The organism is Bacillus sp. PAMC26543 (assembly GCF_014250375.1).
Taxonomy (GTDB): Bacteria; Bacillota; Bacilli; order Bacillales; family Bacillaceae; genus Bacillus; species Bacillus halotolerans.
This window is the reverse complement of the sequence record NZ_CP060193.1, coordinates 2652438-2673501: the sequence shown is the minus strand read 5'-3', so window position 1 is coordinate 2673501 and position 21064 is coordinate 2652438. Positions and strand designations below refer to the sequence as shown.

At 42.1% G+C, this 21064-nt stretch carries 24 protein-coding genes and 1 pseudogene; 18 read left to right on the top strand and 7 right to left on the bottom strand.

What is annotated here, in order from left to right; translation table 11 throughout:
- Positions 1-100: 100 nt before the first annotated feature.
- Positions 101-1921 (top strand): sporulation histidine kinase KinA, encoded by a 1821-nt coding sequence (gene kinA, locus H7F27_RS13380; protein ID WP_101860661.1) that lies wholly within the window; start codon positions 101-103, stop codon positions 1919-1921.
- A gap of 9 nt (positions 1922-1930) precedes the next feature.
- Here the strand turns inward: kinA and H7F27_RS13375 are convergent.
- Positions 1931-3114, bottom strand: a pseudogene (locus H7F27_RS13375) (aminotransferase A).
- A 201-nt stretch (positions 3115-3315) separates the two neighbouring features.
- Positions 3316-3477 (bottom strand): hypothetical protein, encoded by a 162-nt coding sequence (locus H7F27_RS13370; protein ID WP_003238943.1) that lies wholly within the window; start codon positions 3475-3477, stop codon positions 3316-3318.
- A gap of 206 nt (positions 3478-3683) precedes the next feature.
- Between H7F27_RS13370 and cheV the strand changes: the two genes are divergently transcribed.
- On the top strand, positions 3684-4595 hold the full coding sequence (gene cheV, locus H7F27_RS13365; protein WP_101860663.1) for a chemotaxis protein CheV: 912 nt from the start codon (positions 3684-3686) through the stop codon (positions 4593-4595).
- A gap of 41 nt (positions 4596-4636) precedes the next feature.
- Here the strand turns inward: cheV and H7F27_RS13360 are convergent, their stop codons facing one another.
- The 4 genes from H7F27_RS13360 to H7F27_RS13345 all read right to left on the bottom strand — a co-directional run bounded on the left by H7F27_RS13360 (position 4637) and on the right by H7F27_RS13345 (position 8007).
- Positions 4637-5101, bottom strand: a complete 465-nt coding sequence (locus tag H7F27_RS13360) for a YkyB family protein (protein ID WP_024121211.1) — start codon at positions 5099-5101, stop codon at positions 4637-4639.
- A 125-nt stretch (positions 5102-5226) separates the two neighbouring features.
- The gene (locus H7F27_RS13355) at positions 5227-6519 is read right to left on the bottom strand and encodes an MFS transporter (protein WP_024121212.1); all 1293 of its coding nucleotides are present in this window, start codon (positions 6517-6519) and stop codon (positions 5227-5229) included.
- Positions 6520-6594: 75 nt separating this feature from the next.
- Entirely contained in the window at positions 6595-7089 is a 495-nt protein-coding gene (locus tag H7F27_RS13350; RefSeq protein WP_081638296.1) for a L,D-transpeptidase family protein, read from the bottom strand.
- A 57-nt stretch (positions 7090-7146) separates the two neighbouring features.
- On the bottom strand, positions 7147-8007 hold the full coding sequence (locus H7F27_RS13345; RefSeq protein WP_185848008.1) for a metallophosphoesterase: 861 nt from the start codon (positions 8005-8007) through the stop codon (positions 7147-7149).
- 144 nt (positions 8008-8151) lie between these two features.
- Here H7F27_RS13345 and fadH point away from each other — a divergent pair, with 144 nt between their 5' ends.
- The 14 genes from fadH to H7F27_RS13275 all read left to right on the top strand — a co-directional run bounded on the left by fadH (position 8152) and on the right by H7F27_RS13275 (position 18620).
- Positions 8152-8916, top strand: coding sequence for a 2,4-dienoyl-CoA reductase (gene fadH / locus H7F27_RS13340; RefSeq protein ID WP_127695339.1), 765 nt, complete (start codon positions 8152-8154; stop codon positions 8914-8916).
- Positions 8917-8979: 63 nt separating this feature from the next.
- The gene (locus H7F27_RS13335; RefSeq protein WP_024121218.1) at positions 8980-10203 is read left to right on the top strand and encodes an EAL domain-containing protein; all 1224 of its coding nucleotides are present in this window, start codon (positions 8980-8982) and stop codon (positions 10201-10203) included.
- Positions 10204-10449: 246 nt separating this feature from the next.
- Positions 10450-11358, top strand: coding sequence for a manganese catalase family protein (locus tag H7F27_RS13330; protein WP_103671621.1), 909 nt, complete (start codon positions 10450-10452; stop codon positions 11356-11358).
- A gap of 190 nt (positions 11359-11548) precedes the next feature.
- A complete protein-coding gene (locus H7F27_RS13325; protein WP_003218671.1) occupies positions 11549-11788 on the top strand; it encodes a YkuJ family protein in 240 nt (79 codons plus the stop codon).
- A 109-nt stretch (positions 11789-11897) separates the two neighbouring features.
- On the top strand, positions 11898-12416 hold the full coding sequence (locus H7F27_RS13320; RefSeq protein WP_024121220.1) for a ribonuclease H-like YkuK family protein: 519 nt from the start codon (positions 11898-11900) through the stop codon (positions 12414-12416).
- A gap of 139 nt (positions 12417-12555) precedes the next feature.
- Positions 12556-12747, top strand: a complete 192-nt coding sequence (gene abbA / locus H7F27_RS13315; RefSeq protein ID WP_003218673.1) for an AbrB antirepressor AbbA — start codon at positions 12556-12558, stop codon at positions 12745-12747.
- A gap of 138 nt (positions 12748-12885) precedes the next feature.
- Entirely contained in the window at positions 12886-13329 is a 444-nt protein-coding gene (gene cbpB / locus H7F27_RS13310) for a cyclic-di-AMP-binding protein CbpB (protein WP_024121221.1), read from the top strand.
- Between the two features lie 146 nt (positions 13330-13475).
- On the top strand, positions 13476-14357 hold the full coding sequence (gene ccpC / locus H7F27_RS13305; protein ID WP_185848007.1) for a transcriptional regulator CcpC: 882 nt from the start codon (positions 13476-13478) through the stop codon (positions 14355-14357).
- Positions 14358-14472: 115 nt separating this feature from the next.
- Positions 14473-14949 carry a flavodoxin gene (locus tag H7F27_RS13300; protein ID WP_127695335.1) on the top strand — a complete coding sequence of 159 codons (477 nt, stop codon included), beginning with the start codon at positions 14473-14475 and terminating at the stop codon, positions 14947-14949.
- The gene (locus tag H7F27_RS13295) at positions 14939-15832 is read left to right on the top strand and encodes a WD40/YVTN/BNR-like repeat-containing protein (RefSeq protein ID WP_185848006.1); all 894 of its coding nucleotides are present in this window, start codon (positions 14939-14941) and stop codon (positions 15830-15832) included. The genes H7F27_RS13300 and H7F27_RS13295 overlap by 11 nt, the downstream gene beginning before the upstream one ends.
- Positions 15833-15847: 15 nt before the next feature.
- Positions 15848-16303, top strand: a complete 456-nt coding sequence (locus H7F27_RS13290; protein ID WP_024121225.1) for a flavodoxin — start codon at positions 15848-15850, stop codon at positions 16301-16303.
- 105 nt (positions 16304-16408) lie between these two features.
- Positions 16409-17119, top strand: coding sequence for a 2,3,4,5-tetrahydropyridine-2,6-dicarboxylate N-acetyltransferase (gene dapD, locus H7F27_RS13285; protein WP_024121226.1), 711 nt, complete (start codon positions 16409-16411; stop codon positions 17117-17119).
- Between the two features lie 70 nt (positions 17120-17189).
- Positions 17190-18314, top strand: coding sequence for an N-acetyldiaminopimelate deacetylase (locus tag H7F27_RS13280; RefSeq protein WP_185848005.1), 1125 nt, complete (start codon positions 17190-17192; stop codon positions 18312-18314).
- A 60-nt stretch (positions 18315-18374) separates the two neighbouring features.
- The gene (locus tag H7F27_RS13275; protein ID WP_010334064.1) at positions 18375-18620 is read left to right on the top strand and encodes a YkuS family protein; all 246 of its coding nucleotides are present in this window, start codon (positions 18375-18377) and stop codon (positions 18618-18620) included.
- 34 nt (positions 18621-18654) lie between these two features.
- On the opposite strand, the gene H7F27_RS13270 is transcribed toward H7F27_RS13275, so the two are convergent.
- Positions 18655-19458, bottom strand: a complete 804-nt coding sequence (locus H7F27_RS13270; RefSeq protein ID WP_185848004.1) for a mechanosensitive ion channel family protein — start codon at positions 19456-19458, stop codon at positions 18655-18657.
- Positions 19459-19702: 244 nt separating this feature from the next.
- On the opposite strand from H7F27_RS13270, the gene ahpA reads away from it, so the two are divergent.
- A complete protein-coding gene (gene ahpA / locus H7F27_RS13265) occupies positions 19703-20245 on the top strand; it encodes a biofilm-specific peroxidase AhpA (RefSeq protein WP_010334066.1) in 543 nt (180 codons plus the stop codon).
- A gap of 81 nt (positions 20246-20326) precedes the next feature.
- Positions 20327-20785: a thiol-disulfide oxidoreductase YkuV gene (ykuV, locus tag H7F27_RS13260; protein WP_024121229.1), complete on the top strand. Its 459-nt coding sequence runs from the start codon at positions 20327-20329 to the stop codon at positions 20783-20785.
- Positions 20786-21064: the final 279 nt, after the last annotated feature.

Genomic DNA, 21064 nt, shown 5'->3' with positions numbered 1-21064 from the left:
TATAAGAATAGAAGGAGAATACTCATTTTCTAGCGAATCATACTAGGTAAAAGTCAATCTGTAAATGTCGAACATGATAATCATGCAAAGGAGGGATTCTGTGGAACAGGATACGCAGTATGTTAAGCCATTTCAAACGAAAACCGATATTCATGCAGTCTTGGCTTCTAATGGACGCATCATTTATATATCAGCCAATTCCAAACTGTATCTGGGTTATCTCCAGGGAGAAATGATCGGATCATTCCTCAAGACATTTCTGCATGAGGAAGACCAATTTTTAGTTGAAAGCTATTTTTATAATGAACATCATCTGATGCCGTGCACCTTTCGTTTCATTAAAAAAGATCATACGATTGTATGGGTGGAGGCTGCAGTAGAAATTGTGACGACGAGAGCTGAGCGGACGGAACGGGAAATCATTTTGAAAATGAAGATTCTCGAAGAAGAGTCTGGGCATCAGCCTCTTAACTGCGAAAAACATGAAATTGAGCCTGAGAACCCGGAATCAACTACATATATAACGGATGATTATGAGCGGCTAGTTGAAAATCTTCCAAGCCCGCTATGCATCAGTGTCAGCGGCAAAATCGTCTATGTGAACAGCGCAATGCTTTCTATGCTGGGAGCAAAGAGCAAGGATGCTGTTATTGGCAAATGGTCCTATGAATTTATTGAGGAAGAGTATCATGATATCGTCAAAAACAGAATTATACGAATGCAAAAAGGAATGGAAGTCGGAATGATTGAACAGACGTGGAAAAGGCTTGATGGCACACCTGTTCATTTAGAAGTGAAAGCGTCCCCGACCGTCTACAAAAACCAGCAGGCTGAACTGCTTCTGCTAATCGATATCTCTTCAAGGAAAAAATTCCAAACCATCCTGCAAAAAAGCCGTGAACGATATCAGCTGCTGATTCAAAATTCAATCGATACTATTGCTGTGATTCATAATGGGAAATGGGTGTTTATGAATGAGTCGGGAATTTCGCTGTTTGAAGCGGCGACCTATGAGGATTTAATCGGCAAAAATATATACGATCAGCTCCACCCTTGCGATCACGAGGACGTGAAAGAGAGAATCCAAAACATTGCCGAGCAAAAAACAGAATCGGAAATCGTTAAGCAATCATGGTTTACCTTTCAGAACAGGGTCATCTACACGGAGATGGTCTGCATTCCGACGACCTTTTTCGGTGAAGCGGCTGTCCAAGTCATTCTGCGTGATATTTCTGAGAGAAAACAAACAGAGGAACTCATGCTTAAATCAGAAAAGTTATCTATCGCAGGACAGCTCGCAGCGGGAATCGCGCATGAGATCCGCAATCCGCTGACCGCGATCAAAGGTTTTTTACAGCTGATGAAACCGACGATGGAAGGAAATGAACATTATTTTGACATTGTATTCTCTGAGCTCAGCCGAATTGAATTAATACTCAGTGAACTGCTGATGCTGGCGAAGCCCCAGCAGAATGCCGTTAAAGAGCATTTGAACTTGAAAAAACTAATTGGTGAAGTCTCGGCGCTGCTGGAAACTCAGGCGAATTTGAACGGGATTTTCATCAGAACCCGTTATGAGAAAGACAGCATTTATATAAACGGGGACCAAAATCAGCTAAAGCAGGTATTCATTAATTTAATAAAAAATGCCGTAGAATCCATGCCTGACGGAGGCACTGTAGACATTATCGTAACAGAGGATGAGCATTCTGTTCATGTTACCGTCAAGGACGAAGGGGAGGGCATACCTGAAAAGGTGCTCAACCGTATTGGAGAACCATTTTTAACGACAAAAGAAAAGGGAACGGGACTCGGGCTGATGGTAACATTCAATATCATTGAGAATCATCAAGGCGTTATCCATGTAGACAGTCAGCCGGATAAAGGCACAGCGTTTAAGATCTCATTTCCAAAAAAATAAAACAACGGCTTAAACGCCGTTGTTTATATCGTCTGCATCGATTCCCTTTTCTTTAGTACAAATAATTCTAAACGATCTAATCCTTCTCTTAATGTGTCCAGCGAGTATGCAAAAGACAGCCTTACATATCCTTCACCAAACGCTGAGAACGAGCTGCCGGGCACAAGCGCCACACCAGCATCCTCCAAAAGAGCCATACTAAAATCAAACGAAGACATTCCAAAGGATTTAATAGAAGGAAAAATATAAAATGCGCCAGACGGTTTTACGACATCAAGCCCCATAGACACGAGGCGGTCATACACATAATCGAGCCGTTTTTTGTACTGCTCTCTCATGATCAGGGCGTCGTCAAATCCGTTAGTCACAGCTTCAAGCGCTGCCTTCTGAGAAATAGAGGACGCACATGACACATTGTATTGATGAACCTTTAAAATGTGTTTTGCTATGTCTTTCGGAGCGAATAAAAATCCGATTCTCCATCCCGTCATGCTGTGGGACTTTGACAAGCCGTTAATGACAATGGTTTGATCCCGCAAATGTGTTGCAATCGAATGGTGCGGTCTGTCATATGTTAATTCGCTGTATATTTCGTCTGACAATACGAAGACATTTCTGCCTTTTAATAGAGCCGCGATGCTTTTCAGCTCTTCTTCAGATAATGTCACACCGGTAGGGTTTGACGGATAAGGAAGCACGACACACTTGGTATTGGGAGTCAGAGCTTCTTCAATCAGCCGGGCTGTGAGCTTAAAGCCGTGAGACGTCGTGTCAACAATGACAGGTTTGGCACCGCATAAATTGATAATAGGTTCATAACCCGGGTATATCGGACCTGGCATAATGACTTCATCGCCGGGAGACAGAATGGTGCGGAAAGCTGCATCAATGGCTTGGCTCGCTCCCGTTGTGATCATTATTTCACTTTCAGCTTCATAGTTGAAGTCCGCTTTTTTCTTCATATAAAGCTGAACAGCTTGTCTCAATTCCAGGTAGCCGGCATTTGGAGTGTATGACGTAACATTGTCATCAATGGCTTTTTTTGCGGCAGCTTTCACATGATGCGGCGTGAAAAAATCAGGCTGGCCGATCGTAAGTGAAATGACATTTTCGTGTTGAGATACAAGATTTGAGAATTTGCGTATTCCTGAAATTTCAATTTCTCTGACTTTCGGATTCAGCAAATGTTCCATAATTCATCACCTTAATATATATAATGAGTTTCTCCTATTTTACCACTAGCTGGCCATTTGTCACCTTTTTAACCGATATATTTCGATTGTATGCGCCTATTTACTAAACATACCTTCCTTCTCAGAAAAAAAGAAGACAACCAGCGATTTGATTGTCTTTATTGTATCATGTTCTATTATTGTTTATATGTGCCAATTTCATCAATAACCATAGTCAAAATGAAGGTCTTCGTGCCAAATCATGTACGGGGGATGCTCTTCTTGAAGATCAGCAGATTCTTTCTTCATATGAAGATAAGTCTCTTCACTGATATCCTCTAAAACAGTCATTTCATTTTCTTTAAATATTACTAAAGTACCCATTATTTACACCCTTCTTTGGAAAAATCCTTGACTATTTTATCACTGTCAGTTGGAAAGTCAATGGTCATTAGGAAAAAAGTTTCTTTTTTTAAGGTTATCAGCATAACTGTCGCAGAATAGGATTTTGAAGAGCCTCACCATTCATTTTTTATAATTTTCGCCGATATATACAGTACAATACTGAATGCGAATAGCGAGGGATTGAATTGTCGTTACAACAATACGAAATTTTATTGGATTCTGGTACAAATGAATTAGAAATTGTGAAGTTTGGCGTTGGTGGCAATGCTTTCGGCATTAACGTCATGAAAGTAAGAGAGATTATTCAGCCTGTCGAGGTCACATCAGTGCCTCACTCCCACCAGCATGTAGAAGGAATGATTAAACTAAGAGGAGAAATTCTCCCAGTCATCAGCCTGTTTTCCTTTTTCGGGGTGGAGCCTGAGGGATCAAAAGACGAGAAGTATATCGTAACCGAATTTAATAAGCGAAAAATTGTTTTCCATGTCGGGTCTGTTTCTCAAATTCACAGGGTTTCATGGGAAGCGATTGAAAAACCGACTTCCTTAAATCAAGGGATGGAGCGGCATCTCACAGGCATAATCAAACTGGAAGAAGCGATGATCTTTTTGCCTGATTATGAAAAAATCATCTATGATATCGAATCAGACTCAGGTGTTGATACGTACAATATGCATACCGAGGGCTTTGATGAAAGAAGAACTGATAAAAAGCTTATCATTGTAGAAGACTCACCGCTTCTGATGCGTCTCTTAAAAGATGAATTAACCGAAGCCGGATACAACAATATTACAGCGTTTGAGAATGGAAAAGACGCATATGACTATATCATGAACCTTACCGAAAGCGGCAATGATTTAACAGAACAGATCGATATGATCATCAGTGATATTGAAATGCCGAAAATGGACGGACACAGGCTGACAAAGCTGCTTAAAGACAATCCGAAGAGTTCTGATGTGCCGATTATGATTTTCTCATCATTAATTACAGATGATTTGCGTCACCGGGGAGAAGTGGTCGGCGCTGATGAGCAAATCAGCAAGCCGGAAATCAGCGATCTGATTAAAAAAGTGGATACGTATGTGATCGATTAATAAAAAAAGCCGGATGCCATAAGTGGCATCGGCTTTTTTTATTAAAAATAACTCTCGCCGAGTTTCTTAAAGACAGGCTTATGATAAGCGGGCTGCTGGCGATTCGTCACAAGCGGCTTTTCTTTCATGCCGACGTATTTTTGCAATAGGTGTTTTGCTTTTGTTAAAGACATTTGAGCTTTTGGATTTCGGTACGACTGATTAAGTGTACCTAAATGCGGAAGATGTTCGAAGTCTTCTTTAGTTGGAGGCATGTGAAAATAGTAGTCTCCGATTGAGATAAGCACGTCCGATTGCTGTTGGCTGAACCTTGGATTTTTTGAAAAATGAAGCCCTATTTTCTTTCCTTTACCTTCTTTGACAAGCTTTTGCAAAGCCCGTTTTTTCAGCAGATATAGGTATTTAGGGTTGGGGGCGGTTTTTGCATGGCGGTTCACGGTGTAAACTGCTTTTGAAAGATTTTCTACGGTTGGCTGCAGATCTTTCGAGTATGCATGGTCGTCCATTATTTCTCTCCTTTGCTCTTATCAAATTTCTTATGATTAGATTATACTTTTTTAAGGTTGAAATGCAAATATTGAATGCAAAAATGCGCTTTTTCTATGGAAAAAAAGCGCATTTTCAACTTATATTATACAGATTTTGCTTTCTTTTTCGGCTGAGCCTGAAATGTTTCCTGTACATTCACTTCCACAGCCTGCGCACTGTATTTTGGCAGTGCGACAAAATAGAAAATGAAAACAGCTAAGATGAAAACGCCCATGCCGTAATACAGATAATCGATGTTTGATACAAACTTAGGGAATAACAGCGCCACTAAGCCAAGTGTCAAAGACTGCGCAAACATCATAAAAGGATCTTGCCAGCCGCTTACACGTCCCATCAGCTTCGGATGGACAATCTTAGGCATCCATCCCCCAATGGCGATGTTTACCGGACCGATGCACATCCCCAGTATAAAAGTAGTCGCGTAGTACACCCATAAAACTTTGGTGTAGCCAAGGACAAAAATCAGCAAGCCCGCAATTAAAATCGGCACCGACATTAAAAAGTGAGGCTTCACTTTTTTAGAGATTAACGTGCCGATCACACTTCCTGCCAAAAGCCCAAACCCGATTGCGATCGTAAAAACGGATGTATGCCATTCATAACGGTCGGGGGCCAGTCCATACTTCATTGTAAACATTGGCAATACAGCAAATCCTCCGTTCACAAAACCAAAAACAAAGAAACCGAAAATAAGAGAGGCCAGCAGCTTGTTTTTTAAAATGTAGACAATGCCTTCCTTAAAATCGTTTATCGAATCCTTGACGGAAGCTTGTCTCCAGTTAAATGTGCCGTTCGGCTGTCTGGCTTCTTTCGGAATCCGGCAGGTGCGGATAAGCAGGCCGGAAATAATAAAGCTGACAAAATCAAGAATAATCGCTCCATGAATTCCGATTGTGTTATACATAAAAGCACCGATTCCAACGCCAAATACCATAAAGATACTAAAAAGCATCTGATTAAGCCCGGCCGCTTTCGCATAATGCTCCTTCGGCAGGATGGCTTGTACTAAACTGTTTTCTGCAGGAAAGAAAAACTTGGTTACAGCGCTTCTGACAAACAAAATACAGAAAACAAGAGGAATATTGCCGGTAAATAAAGTGAAAAAAAGTACGACAGTCAGGGCGGCTCTGATCCAATCACAGTTTTCCGCGACTTTTTTTCTGTCAAACCGGTCCGCAACGACTCCCACAAGCAAAAACACAAATACTGTAGGAAGGGAATACATCAGTTCAGCCAAGGTTGTATAAGAAGGCTGGCTGCTGAAGCGGTCCAGCAAGAAAAAAGCAAATGCCATGTTGCCTACTGTCGTGCCCATTTGAGAAGCGAGTGCTGCGAAAAATAGACGAACAAAATTACGATTTTTAAATATATCCATAAAAACGCTCCTTACCCTAAAGGTCCCACTTTATCATATTATAAACCGCCTGTTTTTGAAACAAATAAGAAAACATTACCGGTTAATCATGACTCTTGTTCCGTTTGGCACAATTGAAGCGAGTTCTAGAACATCTTTGTTATGCATGCGGATACAGCCTTTAGACACAGCCTTGCCAATCGAAGCGGGATTATTCGTTCCGTGTATTCCATAGTGCTGCCTTGAAAGGCTCAGCCAATAAGCGCCAAATGGGCCGCCGGGATTGCGTTGGCGGTTAATAATGTAGAACTCGCCAGTTGGTGTTTGTGTCAGTATTTTACCGACGGCGATCGGATAAGTTTTTATTACCTGATTATTTTGGTACAAAGTAAGGGTTTTAGCCCCAATAGAGACTGCAATATGATATGGGATCGTATTTGGGTCTGGCAGACCGGGGATGACAATGCGCTGTCCGGCGATAACTCCTGATTGCAGCGATGGGTTGGCTTGAATCAAAGCAGCAGTGCTGATTCTGAAATCGGCCGCGATGCTGGTGAGTGTATCGCCTTGTTTAATCTGGTACGTAAGCAGTTTCCTCATCCTCCCTTTTTTATTTATAAGTATTGATGAGGAACCCATTCTGCTACATTAAGTTGTGCTTTTTAATGTAAAGACTGTGATTTCAGGTTTAGCCAGAAATCGCAAAGGCAGTCTCGTCATCCCGAGGCCGCGGTTCACATAAATATGAGTGTCGCCTGTTTGGTACATTCCTTCGGTATAGACTTTTCCGTACGGAGGCGTAATAAGCGGTCCGTAGAAGGGCAGCTGGATCTGCCCGCCGTGTGTGTGTCCGGATAGCTGCAGATTGACAGGATATGTTTTTGTATTCAAGGCAGCATCAGGCTCATGGACGAGCAGAATGGAAAACAGCCTCTCGCTTAGTTTCGATAGGGTGCCTTCATAATCGGGCTTGCCGAGCATTAAATCATCGAGCGCAGCGATCTCAATTTCGCTGCCGTCTGTGAGCGCCAATTTTTGATAGGCGTTGCGAAATACCGTAAAACCTCCTGATGACATCAGGCTTTTATAAGCATCGGTTCCATAGCCGCCGTGATCATGATTGCCGTAAACACAAAACTTGCCGAAGGGTGCTTGCAGCTTTCTCAAAAAAGGAATCACTGCCTGATAATGTTGATACGTATCAGGGTTATCGATAATATCCCCGGTAAAAACAATTAAATCAGGCTTAGTTTCATTGATCGTCAGGATGACAGTTCTAAAGTCTTCAAGCGTAAAATAATCGCTTAAATGTGTATCACTGAACTGCACGATTCTAAAACCGTCAAATCCATGGGGAATGAGAGAGCTTTTAATCGTGTGCTCAGTAGTCTCAATCATATGCGGTTCCAGATAGCGGGCATAGCCATATCCCCCGCTGGCCGTTAAAACCCCGGCCGCAAAAACGCCGAGCGTTCCTTTTAAAAATTGTCTTCTGGACATCTTTTTCATTTCAAACCAACCTTTAGTAGAGTTTTTCTATTATATCACCTGTATCTTGAAAAAATCTCATCTCAGCATGTGCTGACAGAAGCTTGCGTATAATGATAGAATAATATTGAATGAATACTCATTCATAACAGGAGGGATCATACAATGGAAAAAAAGGTTGTTATTATTACCGGCGGGTCAAGCGGCATGGGAAAAGCAATGGCAAAAAAACAGGCCGAATTAGGCTGGAATGTCATGATAACAGGGCGGAACCATGAAGCACTTGAAGAAACAAAAAAAGAAATTGAAACCTTTGAGGGCCAAGTTGCCTGTTTTCAAATGGATGTCCGTTCTGATTCTGGGGCAGCACAAATGGCTGCAGAAGCGTTACATGTGTTTGGGCGTCTTGATGCACTTATTAATAATGCGGCCGGCAATTTTATTTGCCCGGCAGAAAAGCTCACGCCCAATGGATGGAAAGCGGTAATTGAGATTGTATTAAATGGTACGTTTTTTTGCAGCCAAGCCGCAGCCAGGCACTGGATTGAGCATCAGCAGAGGGGTGTTATTCTAAATATGGCCGCCACATATGCGTGGGGAGCGGGAGCGGGGGTTGTTCATTCCGCTGCGGCAAAAGCTGGCGTATTGTCGCTCACTAGAACTCTTGCCGTAGAGTGGGGCAGTCAATACGGAATCCGCACAAACGCGATTGCACCCGGTCCAATTGAACGAACAGGCGGTGCAGAGAAGCTATTTGAATCGGAAAAAGCGAAGGCCCGCACGCTGAACAGTGTGCCGCTCGGCCGGCTTGGCACACCCGAGGAAATCGCCGCTTTGGCCGCGTTTATGCTTTCTGATGAAGCGTCCTATATGAATGGGGAATGTGTCACTCTGGATGGGGGGCAATGGCTGAATCCTTATCCGTTTTAAAGCATATTAAACTTTGGATTCAATGTGGTATAATCAGACAAAGATAGAGAAGCAGGTGATAACATGTTGGATCCACTTGATATTTTAACGAACATTGATGATGTCCTCCCATATTACCAGGCGATTTTCAGTGCCGAGGAGCAGAAAATCGTCGGATATGAGGTGCTGGGACGTATATTGGCAGATTCAGAAATTCAAAGTCTCGGACCTTTTTTTTTAGATGCGGGGATACCCGAAGAATATAAATTAGAGGTTGATAACAGAATTATCCGCCAGGCTCTTGACCGCTTTTTAGAAGCGGATTCTGATCTGCTGATTTTTATGAATCAGGATGCCAATCTTTTAATGCTTGATCACGGCGAAAGCTTTCTTGAGCTTCTGAAAGAATATGAAGCGAGAGGGATCGAACTTCATCGTTTCGTGCTTGAAATTACGGAGCACAATTTTGAAGGGGACATTGAGCAGCTTTACCATATGCTTGCCTACTATCGTACATACGGAATCAAAATTGCAGTTGATAATATCGGAAAAGAAAGCAGCAATCTGGACAGAATTGCGCTGCTATCGCCAGATTTGTTAAAAATCGATTTACAGGCGCTGAAAATCTCACAGCCATCTCCGTCTTATGAGCATGTGCTGTACAGCATTTCATTATTAGCAAGAAAAATCGGTGCGGCGCTGCTTTACGAAGATATTGAGGCGAATTTTCAGCTTCAATACGCATGGAGAAACGGCGGCCGCTATTTTCAGGGCTATTATTTGGTGTCCCCGTCAGAAACGTTTTTAGAGAGAGATGTATTGAAGCGAAGACTTAAGACTGAATTTCACCAATTTATCACTCATGAGAAAAAGAAACTAGAAACCGTCTATGAGCACTCTGAACAGTTTTACAAACGGGTGCACCAAGCTGTTACATCATTGCGGAAAAACAGCCAGTCCCCGGATGATGATTTTATTAAAAAGCTGGCGGAAGAGCTGACGGATTGCAGCTTTAGAATTTATATCTGTGATGGAGAAGGCGATCAGCTGACTGGAAATGTTTTTAAACAAGACGGAGAATGGATTTACCAGCCGGAGTATACGGAGAAGAACTGGAGCTGGCGTCCTTATTTTCTGGAGAACATCATGAGAATGAGAAACCTCAGAAAAGGGTTTTTCAGTGATTTGTACAGCGATTTGGAAACAGGCGAAATGATCAGAACGTTTTCATATCCGATGGATGATCAAATATATTTATTTATAGACCTGCCGTATTCTTATTTATATGAGCAGGATGGATTGATTTAAACGGCTGAAGAGCCGTTTTTTTATGAATTGAAAAAAATATCAAAAAACGATTGACATTGATACTGAGAATCATTATCATTTAATTATAGAGAGAAGCTACTCTCTGTTCCCCAACCCCTCTATCAGATCAAGATCCGAAAAGCTTGGCGCTACCCCCGCCAAGTTTTTTATTTGTCAACGAATAAGACAATCCATAGAAACAATAAACCTTATTAGTGGTAAACAACGGCACTAGGAGGTAAAAACATGTTCAAAAGGAGCAACAGACTGCTTATTGACCTTCCAACCCCAGAACATCCTGACCCAAATGCGGCAGCGGCGGTTCAAGAGCTGTTAGGCGGCAAATTTGGTGAAATGTCCACTCTCAATAATTATATGTTCCAGTCCTTTAACTTTCGCAGCAAGAAAAAATTAAAACCGTTTTACGATCTCGTATCAAGCATTACCGCTGAAGAATTCGGCCATGTTGAGCTTGTGTCTAATACGATATCCTTAATGCTGACAGGTTCGACATTTAAAGGTGATCCCGACGTTACACCGATGAGAGATGCAAAAAATAAACGAAATTCCCAGCATTTTATTGAAACGGCTCAAACGTCTTATCCGTTTGATTCGATGGGGAAAGCCTGGACCGGTGAAAATGTGTTTAACAGCGGAAACCTGGTGCTGGATTTGCTCCATAACTTTTTCCTGGAATGCGGCGCCCGAACTCACAAAATGAGAGTGTATGAAATGACAGATCACCCGGTGGCCAGAGAAATGATCGGTTATTTGCTCGTGCGCGGCGGCGTTCATATCGTGGCGTATGCCAAAGCGCTTGAGATTGCGACTGGCGTAAATATCGGCAAAATGCTTCCGATCCCGAACCTTGATAATAAACATTTTGATACAGCCAGAAAATTCGAAGAGCAGGGAATTCATACGAAGCTGTATACATTCAGTGATACCGATTACAAGGATATCAATAAAATCTGGAAAGGTGAGCATCCGATAGACGGCAGTGAGCTTCATGTCATTGAGGGGAGCCCTAAGGGAGCGCCCGTTCCTGATTTCAGAGAAGTGCCGGAGGAATTTGCTCCCGGGATTTCAAAAGAGGATTTTGACGAAATTGCAAAAAGGCTGTTGGATTCTGCCGGAATATCAAAAAAATCATAATTGTGTGTATGACATTCCAAAAAAAGCCTCAAACTACGTAAAAATAGTTTTTTCACTTTTTTTCTTTTCTTAAATTCAGCAGGGAAAATGCCATCCTGTCCGACTTTATGGTATGATGCTCAATAGAACTTGTATTATAATAAATACTTGTTGATTTGAAGTTGTTTTTTGAAAGGAGTCTTTTTTTAGAATGTCACAATTAATGGGTATCATCACACGGCTGCAAAGTCTGCAAGAAACGGCGGAAGCGGCTAACGAGCCAATGCAGCGCTACTTCGAAGTAAATGGTGAGAAAATATGCAGTGTTAAATATTTCGAAAAAAATCAAACGTTTGAACTGACGGTTTTCCAAAAAGGTGAAAAGCCGAACACATATCCGTTTGATAATATCGACATGGTTTCAATCGAAATCTTTGAACTTCTGCAGTAAGACTCTTGATATAGGGAAAACAAGCTTTCGCTTTGCAGCATGTAATCGAAATAAACGGTAAGGAACATACTTGTTTCATGGTTGTAAATCCTTGAAAAGGAGTGTCGTCATGGCCGATTCTTTTCTGTTTTATAATCTTTCAGAAGCACAGATGACCTTTCAAGATGTGATGGAGCGGCTTAAAGCCTTTATTCGAAGGGATCCCCGTTCTTCATATGTGTTATCGATCGGAACCGATTCACAGGTTTATCGTGATTACACAAAGTTTATTACTGCATTACATTTGCATCGTACAGGCAAGGGAGCTTGGGGCTGCTTGAAAAACCACGCAGTCGACAGACCCATACATAGCCTTCGTGAAAAGATTTCGTTAGAAACGGCGTACAGTCAAGAAACAGCCGCCTATATTCTGGATGGACACTTGATGGATATTACCGATCTGCTCCTGCCTTTTACAGGCGAAGGGGCGGATCTTACATTTGAGGTTCACTTGGATATTGGGAAAAAAGGGCTTACAAAAGAACTGATTCAAGAAATGACAGGGCGCATAACTTCAATGGGGATTGAGGCTAAAATCAAACCGGATTCATACACAGCCTTCAGCTATGCAAATCGTTTTACAAAATAATTCCGGCTCGCAAGCCGAGGGAAATGTCGAATTATGCGGTTGACGATTGTTTTCTGATTACTTATTCTAGCGGTAGAGCTGAAAGTAAGTTTTCTTGCTTTCAGAGGTATTCAGTATAAAACAGGGGGCCTGATTACGAATGAGTCTTATCGGTGAACGATTTACAGAAGAAGAACAAAAACTTCTGCTGAATATCCTGATCAATCATGAGTATGCTATCGAGCTTTTAAGCAGTGAGATCAACGATATAGAGACAGGAACCAAAAACGTTGACGGAACCACCTACAAAAAACTTGTAACGCTATACGACCGATTTCGATTTGAAAATTAATGGCACACCTTATAATTGATACTCCTCCAAAGAGTATCTTTTTTATTGAGGGAAACTTTTCGACAAATACTGATAAAGTTTATATTATTGTAGTATAGGGAATGTATGTGTTGATGAAAATGAAAAGGGGTCGAAAACATGATAAGCTTGCAATCAGATCAGCTTCTTGAGGCAACAGTCGGACAATTTATGATTGAGGCGGACAAAGTAGCGCACGTTCAAGTTGGGAACAACCTGGAGCACGCTTTATTAGTGCTGACAAAAACAGGGTACACAGCCATCCCGGTGCTGGATGCGTCATATCGTTTACACGGCTTAATAGGAACCAATATGATCATGAACAGCATTTTTGGTCTTGAAAGAATTGAATTTGAAAAGCTTGACCAAATTACCGTTGAGGAAGTTATGCTGACTGATATTCCGCGTCTTCATATAAATGATCCGATTATCAAAGGATTCAGCATGGTCATTGATAACGGGTTTGTTTGCGTTGAAAATGATGATCAGGTCTTTGAGGGGATTTTCACAAGAAGAGTGGTTTTGAAGGAATTGAATAAGCATATTCGCTCATTAAACAAGTAGGCTGCTCAGCCTATTTTTTATTCTATTTGCAGAGCAATAAAGAAAGCGCATACATAAATTGGGGTGAAAAGGACTTGAATCATAAACTAAGATTTTATTAGAATAGAAGATAAGAAAAACTTATTGATAATAAAAAGGAGGACGACATGCAGCTTCAAGAGCTTCATATGCTCGTAGTTTTAGCTGAGGAGTTAAATATGAGAAAGGCGGCGGAACGGCTTTTTGTATCCCAGCCGGCTTTATCTCAGCGTTTACAAACCATTGAAAAGGCGTGGGGGACAAAGATATTTTTAAGATCCCAAAAAGGATTGACAGTAACGCCGGCCGGAGAGAAAATCATTCAGTTTGCGAATGACGTTACGTTAGAGCAGGACAGAATTAGAGAAAATATCGATGAGCTCGAAGGGGAAATTCACGGCACACTGAAGCTTGCCGTCGCCTCCATCATCGGCCAGCATTGGCTTCCAAAAGTTCTAAAAACGTATGTGGAAAAGTATCCGAATGCAAAGGTCTCGCTCATTACCGGCTGGAGCAGCGAAATGCTGAAAAGCCTTTATGAGGATCAGGTTCATATTGGCATTATTAGAGGAAACCCCGAGTGGAAAGGCCGCAAAGACTATTTAATGACAGACCATCTGTATTTAGTCGACACTGAAATCTCTTGTATAGAAGAAATTGCTCATACAGAACGGCCGTTTATCCAATTTAAAAGCGACAGCACTTATTTTCAGGAGATTCAGCATTGGTGGCATCAAAAATTTAAAACGTCGCCAAAACAGACTATATTGGTTGATCAGATTGAAACGTGCAAACAGATGGCGCTGCACGGGATCGGATATGCGATTTTACCGTCTGTTACCCTTCAGAACGAAGACAAAGTCAATAAAATGCCTCTGTTAGACGTTAAAGGCAACCCTATAGGGCGGGATACCTGGTTATTAGGCTATGAACCTGCTTTTGAACTGAAGCAAGTTCAAGCTTTTGTTTCAGTTGTAAAGGAGATGCTTGATCAAGAGCACCCATTTTAAGAGAAAAGACAGCACAAGGCTGTCTTTTTTTATTTATATATTGACAATGAAAATCATTATCATTTAAAGTGATACATATGATATTGAAAATCATTATCAATTATGAGGTGATAACATGGCAAAAGCCTTGATTACATATGCCAGCATGTCAGGAAATACCGAAGACATTGCCGGAATTATAAAAGATACGCTGCAGGAGTATAGTCTAGACATTGATTGCATCGATATGGATGACGCGGAGGCATCGGCTCTGACTTCTTATGATTATGTGCTCATTGGCACCTACACATGGGGAGATGGCGATTTGCCTTACGAAGCAGAGGACTTTTTCGAAGAGGTTCAGCAGCTCCAGCTGAACGGTTTGAAAACAGCTTGCTTCGGCTCGGGGGATTACTCTTATCCAAAGTTTTGCGAAGCTGTCAATTTGTTCAGTGACATGCTGCAAGAGGCGGGAGCTGCTGTCTATCAAGAAACACTTAAAATTGAGCTTGCCCCTGAAACGGATGATGACGTGGAAAGCTGCAGAGAATTTGCAAGAGGTTTTCTTGCATGGGCAGACTTTATGAACAAGGGAAAAAGCCATGTTTCATAAAGGGGCGACAGCTGTTGCGGCATCGGCGTTTTCTGGCTATTTTGTGGCAGTAAAAAGAGAAGGCATTTTTCATTATTCTTTGGAACAAGGCTGGAAAAAGCTTTTTCGTTTAAAAGCGAAAATACACTGCATCAGTTACATCGGTCCTTACTTATTCGGTGTCGGTGAAAAGGGAACGATCATTCGTTCATCTGACGAAGGGAAAAGCTGGACGATGTCGAGCTTCCCGACAAATGCGACAGTGTGGTCGATTACCGGCAGGAATGATGGATTTGTTTGCGCCCATGGCAAGCACTGCATTTATGTATCAGAAGACTTCGGTATTTCGTGGCGGGTTGCCAAACCCTTTGCGGAATTTGAACATCCGCCTGTTATCCGTTCACTGTGTCTGCATGGCGGGAATCTTTATATTGGTACACAAATACACGAATGTTTTGGAGGGATTTGGGCTTACGATTTCAAACGAGGCGCTCTCCGAATGGTAAAAAAAGAAGACAGCCGTATGACGGCATCCATGCTTGTGTTCGATGAAAAATGGCTGGTTGCTGCAATGGGCTCTGCAAAAGGAAAGCGCGGAGCCGTCACTGCACAACATATTTTAACGGCTGAAGAAGTCACGATACATTCCAGCATGATCAAAAAAGAAGAATCGTTTCTTGATATTTCAGAGGATGATGGCATTATTTATGTCACAACGGCTCAAGACGAAAATGGCTATTCGAGGATTTATCAGGCTGATCTTGAGGCCCGAGAGCTAAAATGGTTCGATACCATTAAAGGTCATGGATGGAGAGTCGCCAATCAAAAAGAAAATTTCTTTTGTGCAGGCTTGTATGAATGTAAATTTGTCCAGCCGTACGAAGTTTCAGCAATGATTCATTAGAGGAGGAATACGGAATTGGGGAAGATTTTGCTGGTTTACGCAACGATGTCAGGCAACACAGAAGCCATGGCTGATTTGATTGAAAAGGGTCTTCAGGAGGCGGAAGCGGAAGTAGACCGATTTGAAGCGATGGACATTGATGATGCCGAGCTGTTTAATGATTATGAACATATCATCTTAGGAACCTATACATGGGGAGACGGTGATCTGCCTGACGAATTTCTTGACCTTGCCGAAGAAATGGAAGCCCTTGACTTTACCGGAAAAACATGCGCCGTTTTCGGTTCCGGTGATACAGCATATGAATATTTCTGCGGTGCTGTAGATACGCTTGAAGAGAAAATAAAAGAACGAGGCGGCGAAATTGTGCTTCCTTCCGTAAAGGTTGAAATGAATCCTGAAGGGGAAGAAGAAGAAGTATTAAAGGAATTCGGCAGACAATTTGCCAGAAAAAGCGGCTGTGCTGTCTGATAGATGCAAAGGGAACTGCCGAGCGGCTGTTTCCTTTTTTTCTTGTCTTTGTATCTTTCCTTTGATACAGTAATGATGTAGAAAATCAGGAGGAGGACTATACATATGAAAATGATGGACGCAAATGAAATTATTTCATTTATACAAAATAGCACAAAATCTACACCTGTAAAGGTTTATGTAAAAGGTGAGCTGGAAGGAATCAATTTCGGTGAATCTGCGAAAGCTTTTCTAAATGGAAACACTGGTGTTGTTTTCGGTGAATGGAGCGAAATCAAAACAGCAATTGAAGAAAACCAAAGCAAAATCGAAGATTACGTGGTAGAAAATGACCGCCGCAACTCTGCGATTCCTATGCTTGATCTTAAAGATGTCAAAGCGCGCATCGAGCCGGGTGCGATCATCCGCGACCAAGTTGAAATCGGCGATAACGCAGTCATCATGATGGGGGCTTCTATCAATATCGGATCAGTTATCGGAGAAGGTACAATGATCGATATGAACGTTGTTCTTGGCGGACGAGCTACTGTCGGTAAAAACTGTCACATCGGTGCGGGTTCTGTGCTTGCGGGCGTTATTGAGCCGCCATCCGCTAAACCGGTTGTCATTGAAGACGACGTTGTGATCGGTGCAAATGCTGTCGTACTCGAAGGTGTAACAGTCGGTAAAGGAGCTGTTGTCGCTGCGGGAGCGATCGTAGTGAACGATGTTGAGCCATACACAGTTGTTGCGGGAACACCTGCTAAGAAAATTAAAGATATCGATGAGAAAACAAAAGGCAAAACCGAAATCAAGCAGGAATTACGCCAGCTGTAAGGAATGATTTGATCAAAAAGGCGTGGATGATATATCCACGCCTTATTCGTATAGGCAGGAGGAAATGAAAATGAAGAAAGAGGAGCTCATTGCAATTCGCAGAGATCTGCACCGTATTCCCGAGCTTGGATTTCAGGAATTCAAAACACAGCAATATTTATTAAACGTCTTGGAGCAATATCCGAAAGACAGAATTGAAATTGAGAAATGGAGAACCGGACTTTTTGTGAAAGTGAACGGAACAGCGCCGGACAAAATGCTCGGATACCGAGCGGACATTGACGCGCTTTCAATCGAAGAGCAGACAGGGCTGCCATTCGCATCAGAGCATCACGGCAACATGCACGCCTGCGGACATGATTTGCATATGACGGTTGCGCTGGGCATCATCGACCACTTTGTTCATCACCCTGTTAAGCATGATCTGCTCTTTTTATTTCAGCCGGCAGAGGAAGGGCCAGGCGGAGCGGAACCGATGCTTGAGAGCGACGTCTTAAAAAAGTGGCAGCCCGATCTCATCACTGCGCTTCATATTGCTCCAGAGCTTCCGGTCGGCACCATTGCGACAAAAAGCGGTTTGCTTTTTGCGAATACATCAGAGCTTGTCATTGACCTGGAAGGCAAAGGGGGGCATGCCGCTTATCCGCACTTAGCTGAGGATATGGTTGTAGCGGCAAGCACACTCGTTACTCAATTGCAAACGATCATCTCCAGAAACACAGACCCGCTGGACAGCGCTGTGATTACTATCGGTACGATTACGGGCGGCTCCGCGCAAAATATCATTGCGCAAACAGCTCACCTGGAAGGCACAATCCGCACGCTTTCTGAAGAATCCATGAAGCAGGTAAAGGAACGGATCGAAGATTTAGTAAAGGGAATCGAAATCGGCTTCCGCTGTAAAGGAAAAGTGACGTATCCGTCTGTGTATCACCAAGTTTACAATACAAGCGGGCTCACAGAGGAGTTTATGTCTTTTGTTGCTGAGCAAAAATTGGCACAAGTAATCGAAGCAAAAGAAGCGATGACAGGAGAGGATTTTGGCTACATGCTGAAAAAATACCCGGGTTTCATGTTCTGGCTCGGCGCTGATTCCGCGCACGGTCTCCATCACGCGAAGCTGAATCCTGATGAAAATGCGATCGAAACAGCGGTTAACGTGATGACAGGTTATTTTTCTGTTTATGCCAATTAAGTACAATGGAAAGAATAAAATGCCATATGATGAGCACCCTATTTAACGGAGGTGTTCTTTATGACAAAAAAAATAGGAATTGAACAGTCGTTATCAGATGTAGAAGCTGCATTAAGAGAAAAAGGATATGACGTTGTCATGATGAAAAGTCCTGCAGATGCAAAAGGCTGTGACTGCTGTGTCGTAACAGGGCTAGACAACAATGTGCAAGGTATTGCCGATACAGTAACACAAGCACCGGTCATTACAGCTTCCGGGATGACTGCTGAAGAAATTTGCAGCGAAGTTGAAAGCAGAATTCAGTAAAGTGAAAACCGAAGCAAAAGCTTCGGTTCTTTTGTTATTCTGTTTCTTTAGGAAAAGCGCGGTCGAGTGCGGTTTTTATTTCTTTTCTCAGCACTCGTTCGACCCGCCACTGTTCCATATTTTCTGTTTTGGCAATGACTCTGATCACAATTTCAGAGGTTCCCAGCTCTTGAATGCCAATGACATTAGGACCCTCTTTTATTTGCGGAAGAGCAGCTGCCGTTTCGTCACATACATGTTGTAAGATGTGAATGGTTTCATCGAGGTTTCTTTCAGCCGGGACTTTAATATCAACCAGCGCCTGCATCGTGCCGCGGGAATGGTTGCTTACATTTGTGATGTTCCGGTTCGGAATGTAATGCAGTGTGCCGTCAAAGCTGCGGATTTGGGTCGTTCTTAAACCGACCTGCTCCACAATTCCGTCAAAGGTCGCAACGGTTATATAATCTCCGACATCCAATTGTTTTTCAAGCAGAATAAAAAAACCTGTCACGATGTCGCTGACAAGGCCTTGGGCGCCAAAACCGACCGCCAGACCTACGATTCCCGCACCTGCTAAAAGAGCGCTCGGGTCATAATGAAACAAATCCAGAACCATAACGAAAAAAATAAAAATCAATATGTAAGCAAATACGTTAAGTGTCAGGCTTCGGAGCGTGTGAGCGCGTCCGATAGACAGGCTGTTTTGGGCTTCAAATTTTGCAAATAGATGTTTAATAATTCTCATGCCTACAGATCGAACGATAAAATAGAAGCAAATCATAATGACGAGCTTAATGAGTAAAACACCCGCACTGGTGACAAGACCTGTCCAATCATACTGTGTAATAAAATCCATGTTGGAGCTTCCTTTCTGAATGTGTTGCAGCATGTTAAAGTTTGTTTCCCTATACATGAACATGTTAAACTTTTTACCGTAAAATGTCGAAGGCAAAGACATGTATTCTTTGTTAAAAATTGACTGGGAAAATGCGGTTCGATATAATAGTCATTGTGAGGTTATTGACGAAATAAGGAATATTTTCCTTTATTTTCTTGTTCATCTGGCTTTTAAAGCCAAACTATCAATTGGAGGGATACATATGGCAGAACGTATGGTAGGTAAACAAGCTCCTCGTTTTGAAATGGAAGCAGTCCTTGCAAATAAGGAATTTGGCAAAGTAAGTCTTGAAGAAAACATGAAAAACGATAAATGGACGGTTCTTTTCTTCTATCCAATGGACTTTACTTTTGTCTGTCCGACAGAAATTACAGCGATGTCTGACCGTTATGACGAATTCGAAGATCTTGATGCTGAAGTGATCGGCGTTTCAACTGATACAATCCATACTCACTTGGCGTGGATCAACACAGACCGCAAAGAAAATGGTCTTGGTCAGCTGAAATATCCGCTTGCTGCTGATACTAACCATGAAGTATCCCGTGAATATGGCGTTTTAATTGAAGAAGAAGGCGTTGCACTTCGCGGATTGTTTATTATCAATCCTGAAGGCGAGCTACAATATCAAACGGTTTTCCATAACAACATCGGCCGTGACGTTGATGAAACGCTTCGAGTACTTCAAGCACTTCAAACAGGCGGACTATGCCCGGCTAACTGGAAACCAGGTCAAAAAACACTTTAATTCTTTTTGAGAACGAAAGAAAAAGGTCTAACAATTCGTTAGGCCTTTTTGACTCTTACTGCTCACTAGGAGGGAAAAGCGATGAAATTACGTCAGCCAATGCCTGAATTGACAGGAGAAAAAGCTTGGTTCAATGGTGAAGTAACAAAAGAACAACTGATTGGAGAAAAACCGACACTTATTCATTTCTGGTCCATCAGCTGCCACCTGTGCAAAGAAGCAATGCCGCAGGTGAATGAATTCCGTGACAAATATCAAGACAAGCTGAACGTTGTAGCTGTTCATATGCCTCGTTCCGAAGATGACCTGGATCTCGACAAAATCAAAGAAGTAGCTGCTGAACATGACATTACTCAGCCTATTTTTGTTGACAGCGACCATGCCTTAACCGACGCATTTGAAAACGAGTATGTGCCTGCGTACTATGTGTTTGATAAAACCGGACAGCTTCGTCATTTTCAAGCCGGCGGCAGCGGCATGAAAATGCTTGAAAAACGTGTGAACCGCGTTCTGGCTGAAACAGAACAAGAAGCTGAATAATTGTGCGCAAATTAAAAACCTGATCCTAATCAGGTTTTTTTATTTGCGCAAAAAAGGAAAAGAGTAAGAAGCTTATTTTTCCATATTTGGGTATAAGAAAAACGCTTTTTAATGATTTATCTTCTAAAAACGAGACCTAATTTCTTATGTTTTTCTGCATATTTAGATATTTTTCATATCCCTGCACGCGAAAATTGTAGATATTACACTAAATTTCATTAAAGAAGTAATTAAAAGATATATTTTCAACTTTATTCCAAATGACTGACATAAGCTCTT

Excerpts from the sequence above, each read along its gene's own strand:
- ykuV (WP_024121229.1), top strand. The coding sequence starts at position 20,327 with ATGAAATTACGTCAGCCAATGCCTGAATTGACAGGAGAAAAAGCTTGG.
- H7F27_RS13325 (WP_003218671.1), top strand. The coding sequence starts at position 11,549 with ATGTCACAATTAATGGGTATCATCACACGGCTGCAAAGTCTGCAAGAA.
- H7F27_RS13360 (WP_024121211.1), bottom strand. The coding sequence starts at position 5,101 with ATGGACGACCATGCATACTCGAAAGATCTGCAGCCAACCGTAGAAAAT.
- fadH (WP_127695339.1), top strand. The coding sequence starts at position 8,152 with ATGGAAAAAAAGGTTGTTATTATTACCGGCGGGTCAAGCGGCATGGGA.
- H7F27_RS13335 (WP_024121218.1), top strand. The coding sequence starts at position 8,980 with ATGTTGGATCCACTTGATATTTTAACGAACATTGATGATGTCCTCCCA.
- H7F27_RS13295 (WP_185848006.1), top strand. The coding sequence starts at position 14,939 with ATGTTTCATAAAGGGGCGACAGCTGTTGCGGCATCGGCGTTTTCTGGC.
- H7F27_RS13280 (WP_185848005.1), top strand. The coding sequence starts at position 17,190 with ATGAAGAAAGAGGAGCTCATTGCAATTCGCAGAGATCTGCACCGTATT.
- H7F27_RS13330 (WP_103671621.1), top strand. The coding sequence starts at position 10,450 with ATGTTCAAAAGGAGCAACAGACTGCTTATTGACCTTCCAACCCCAGAA.
- H7F27_RS13355 (WP_024121212.1), bottom strand. The coding sequence starts at position 6,519 with ATGGATATATTTAAAAATCGTAATTTTGTTCGTCTATTTTTCGCAGCA.
- H7F27_RS13275 (WP_010334064.1), top strand. The coding sequence starts at position 18,375 with ATGACAAAAAAAATAGGAATTGAACAGTCGTTATCAGATGTAGAAGCT.
- H7F27_RS13300 (WP_127695335.1), top strand. The coding sequence starts at position 14,473 with ATGGCAAAAGCCTTGATTACATATGCCAGCATGTCAGGAAATACCGAA.
- abbA (WP_003218673.1), top strand. The coding sequence starts at position 12,556 with ATGAGTCTTATCGGTGAACGATTTACAGAAGAAGAACAAAAACTTCTG.
- ccpC (WP_185848007.1), top strand. The coding sequence starts at position 13,476 with ATGCAGCTTCAAGAGCTTCATATGCTCGTAGTTTTAGCTGAGGAGTTA.
- dapD (WP_024121226.1), top strand. The coding sequence starts at position 16,409 with ATGAAAATGATGGACGCAAATGAAATTATTTCATTTATACAAAATAGC.
- H7F27_RS13370 (WP_003238943.1), bottom strand. The coding sequence starts at position 3,477 with ATGGGTACTTTAGTAATATTTAAAGAAAATGAAATGACTGTTTTAGAG.
- cbpB (WP_024121221.1), top strand. The coding sequence starts at position 12,886 with ATGATAAGCTTGCAATCAGATCAGCTTCTTGAGGCAACAGTCGGACAA.
- H7F27_RS13320 (WP_024121220.1), top strand. The coding sequence starts at position 11,898 with ATGGCCGATTCTTTTCTGTTTTATAATCTTTCAGAAGCACAGATGACC.
- H7F27_RS13345 (WP_185848008.1), bottom strand. The coding sequence starts at position 8,007 with ATGAAAAAGATGTCCAGAAGACAATTTTTAAAAGGAACGCTCGGCGTT.
- ahpA (WP_010334066.1), top strand. The coding sequence starts at position 19,703 with ATGGCAGAACGTATGGTAGGTAAACAAGCTCCTCGTTTTGAAATGGAA.
- H7F27_RS13270 (WP_185848004.1), bottom strand. The coding sequence starts at position 19,458 with ATGGATTTTATTACACAGTATGATTGGACAGGTCTTGTCACCAGTGCG.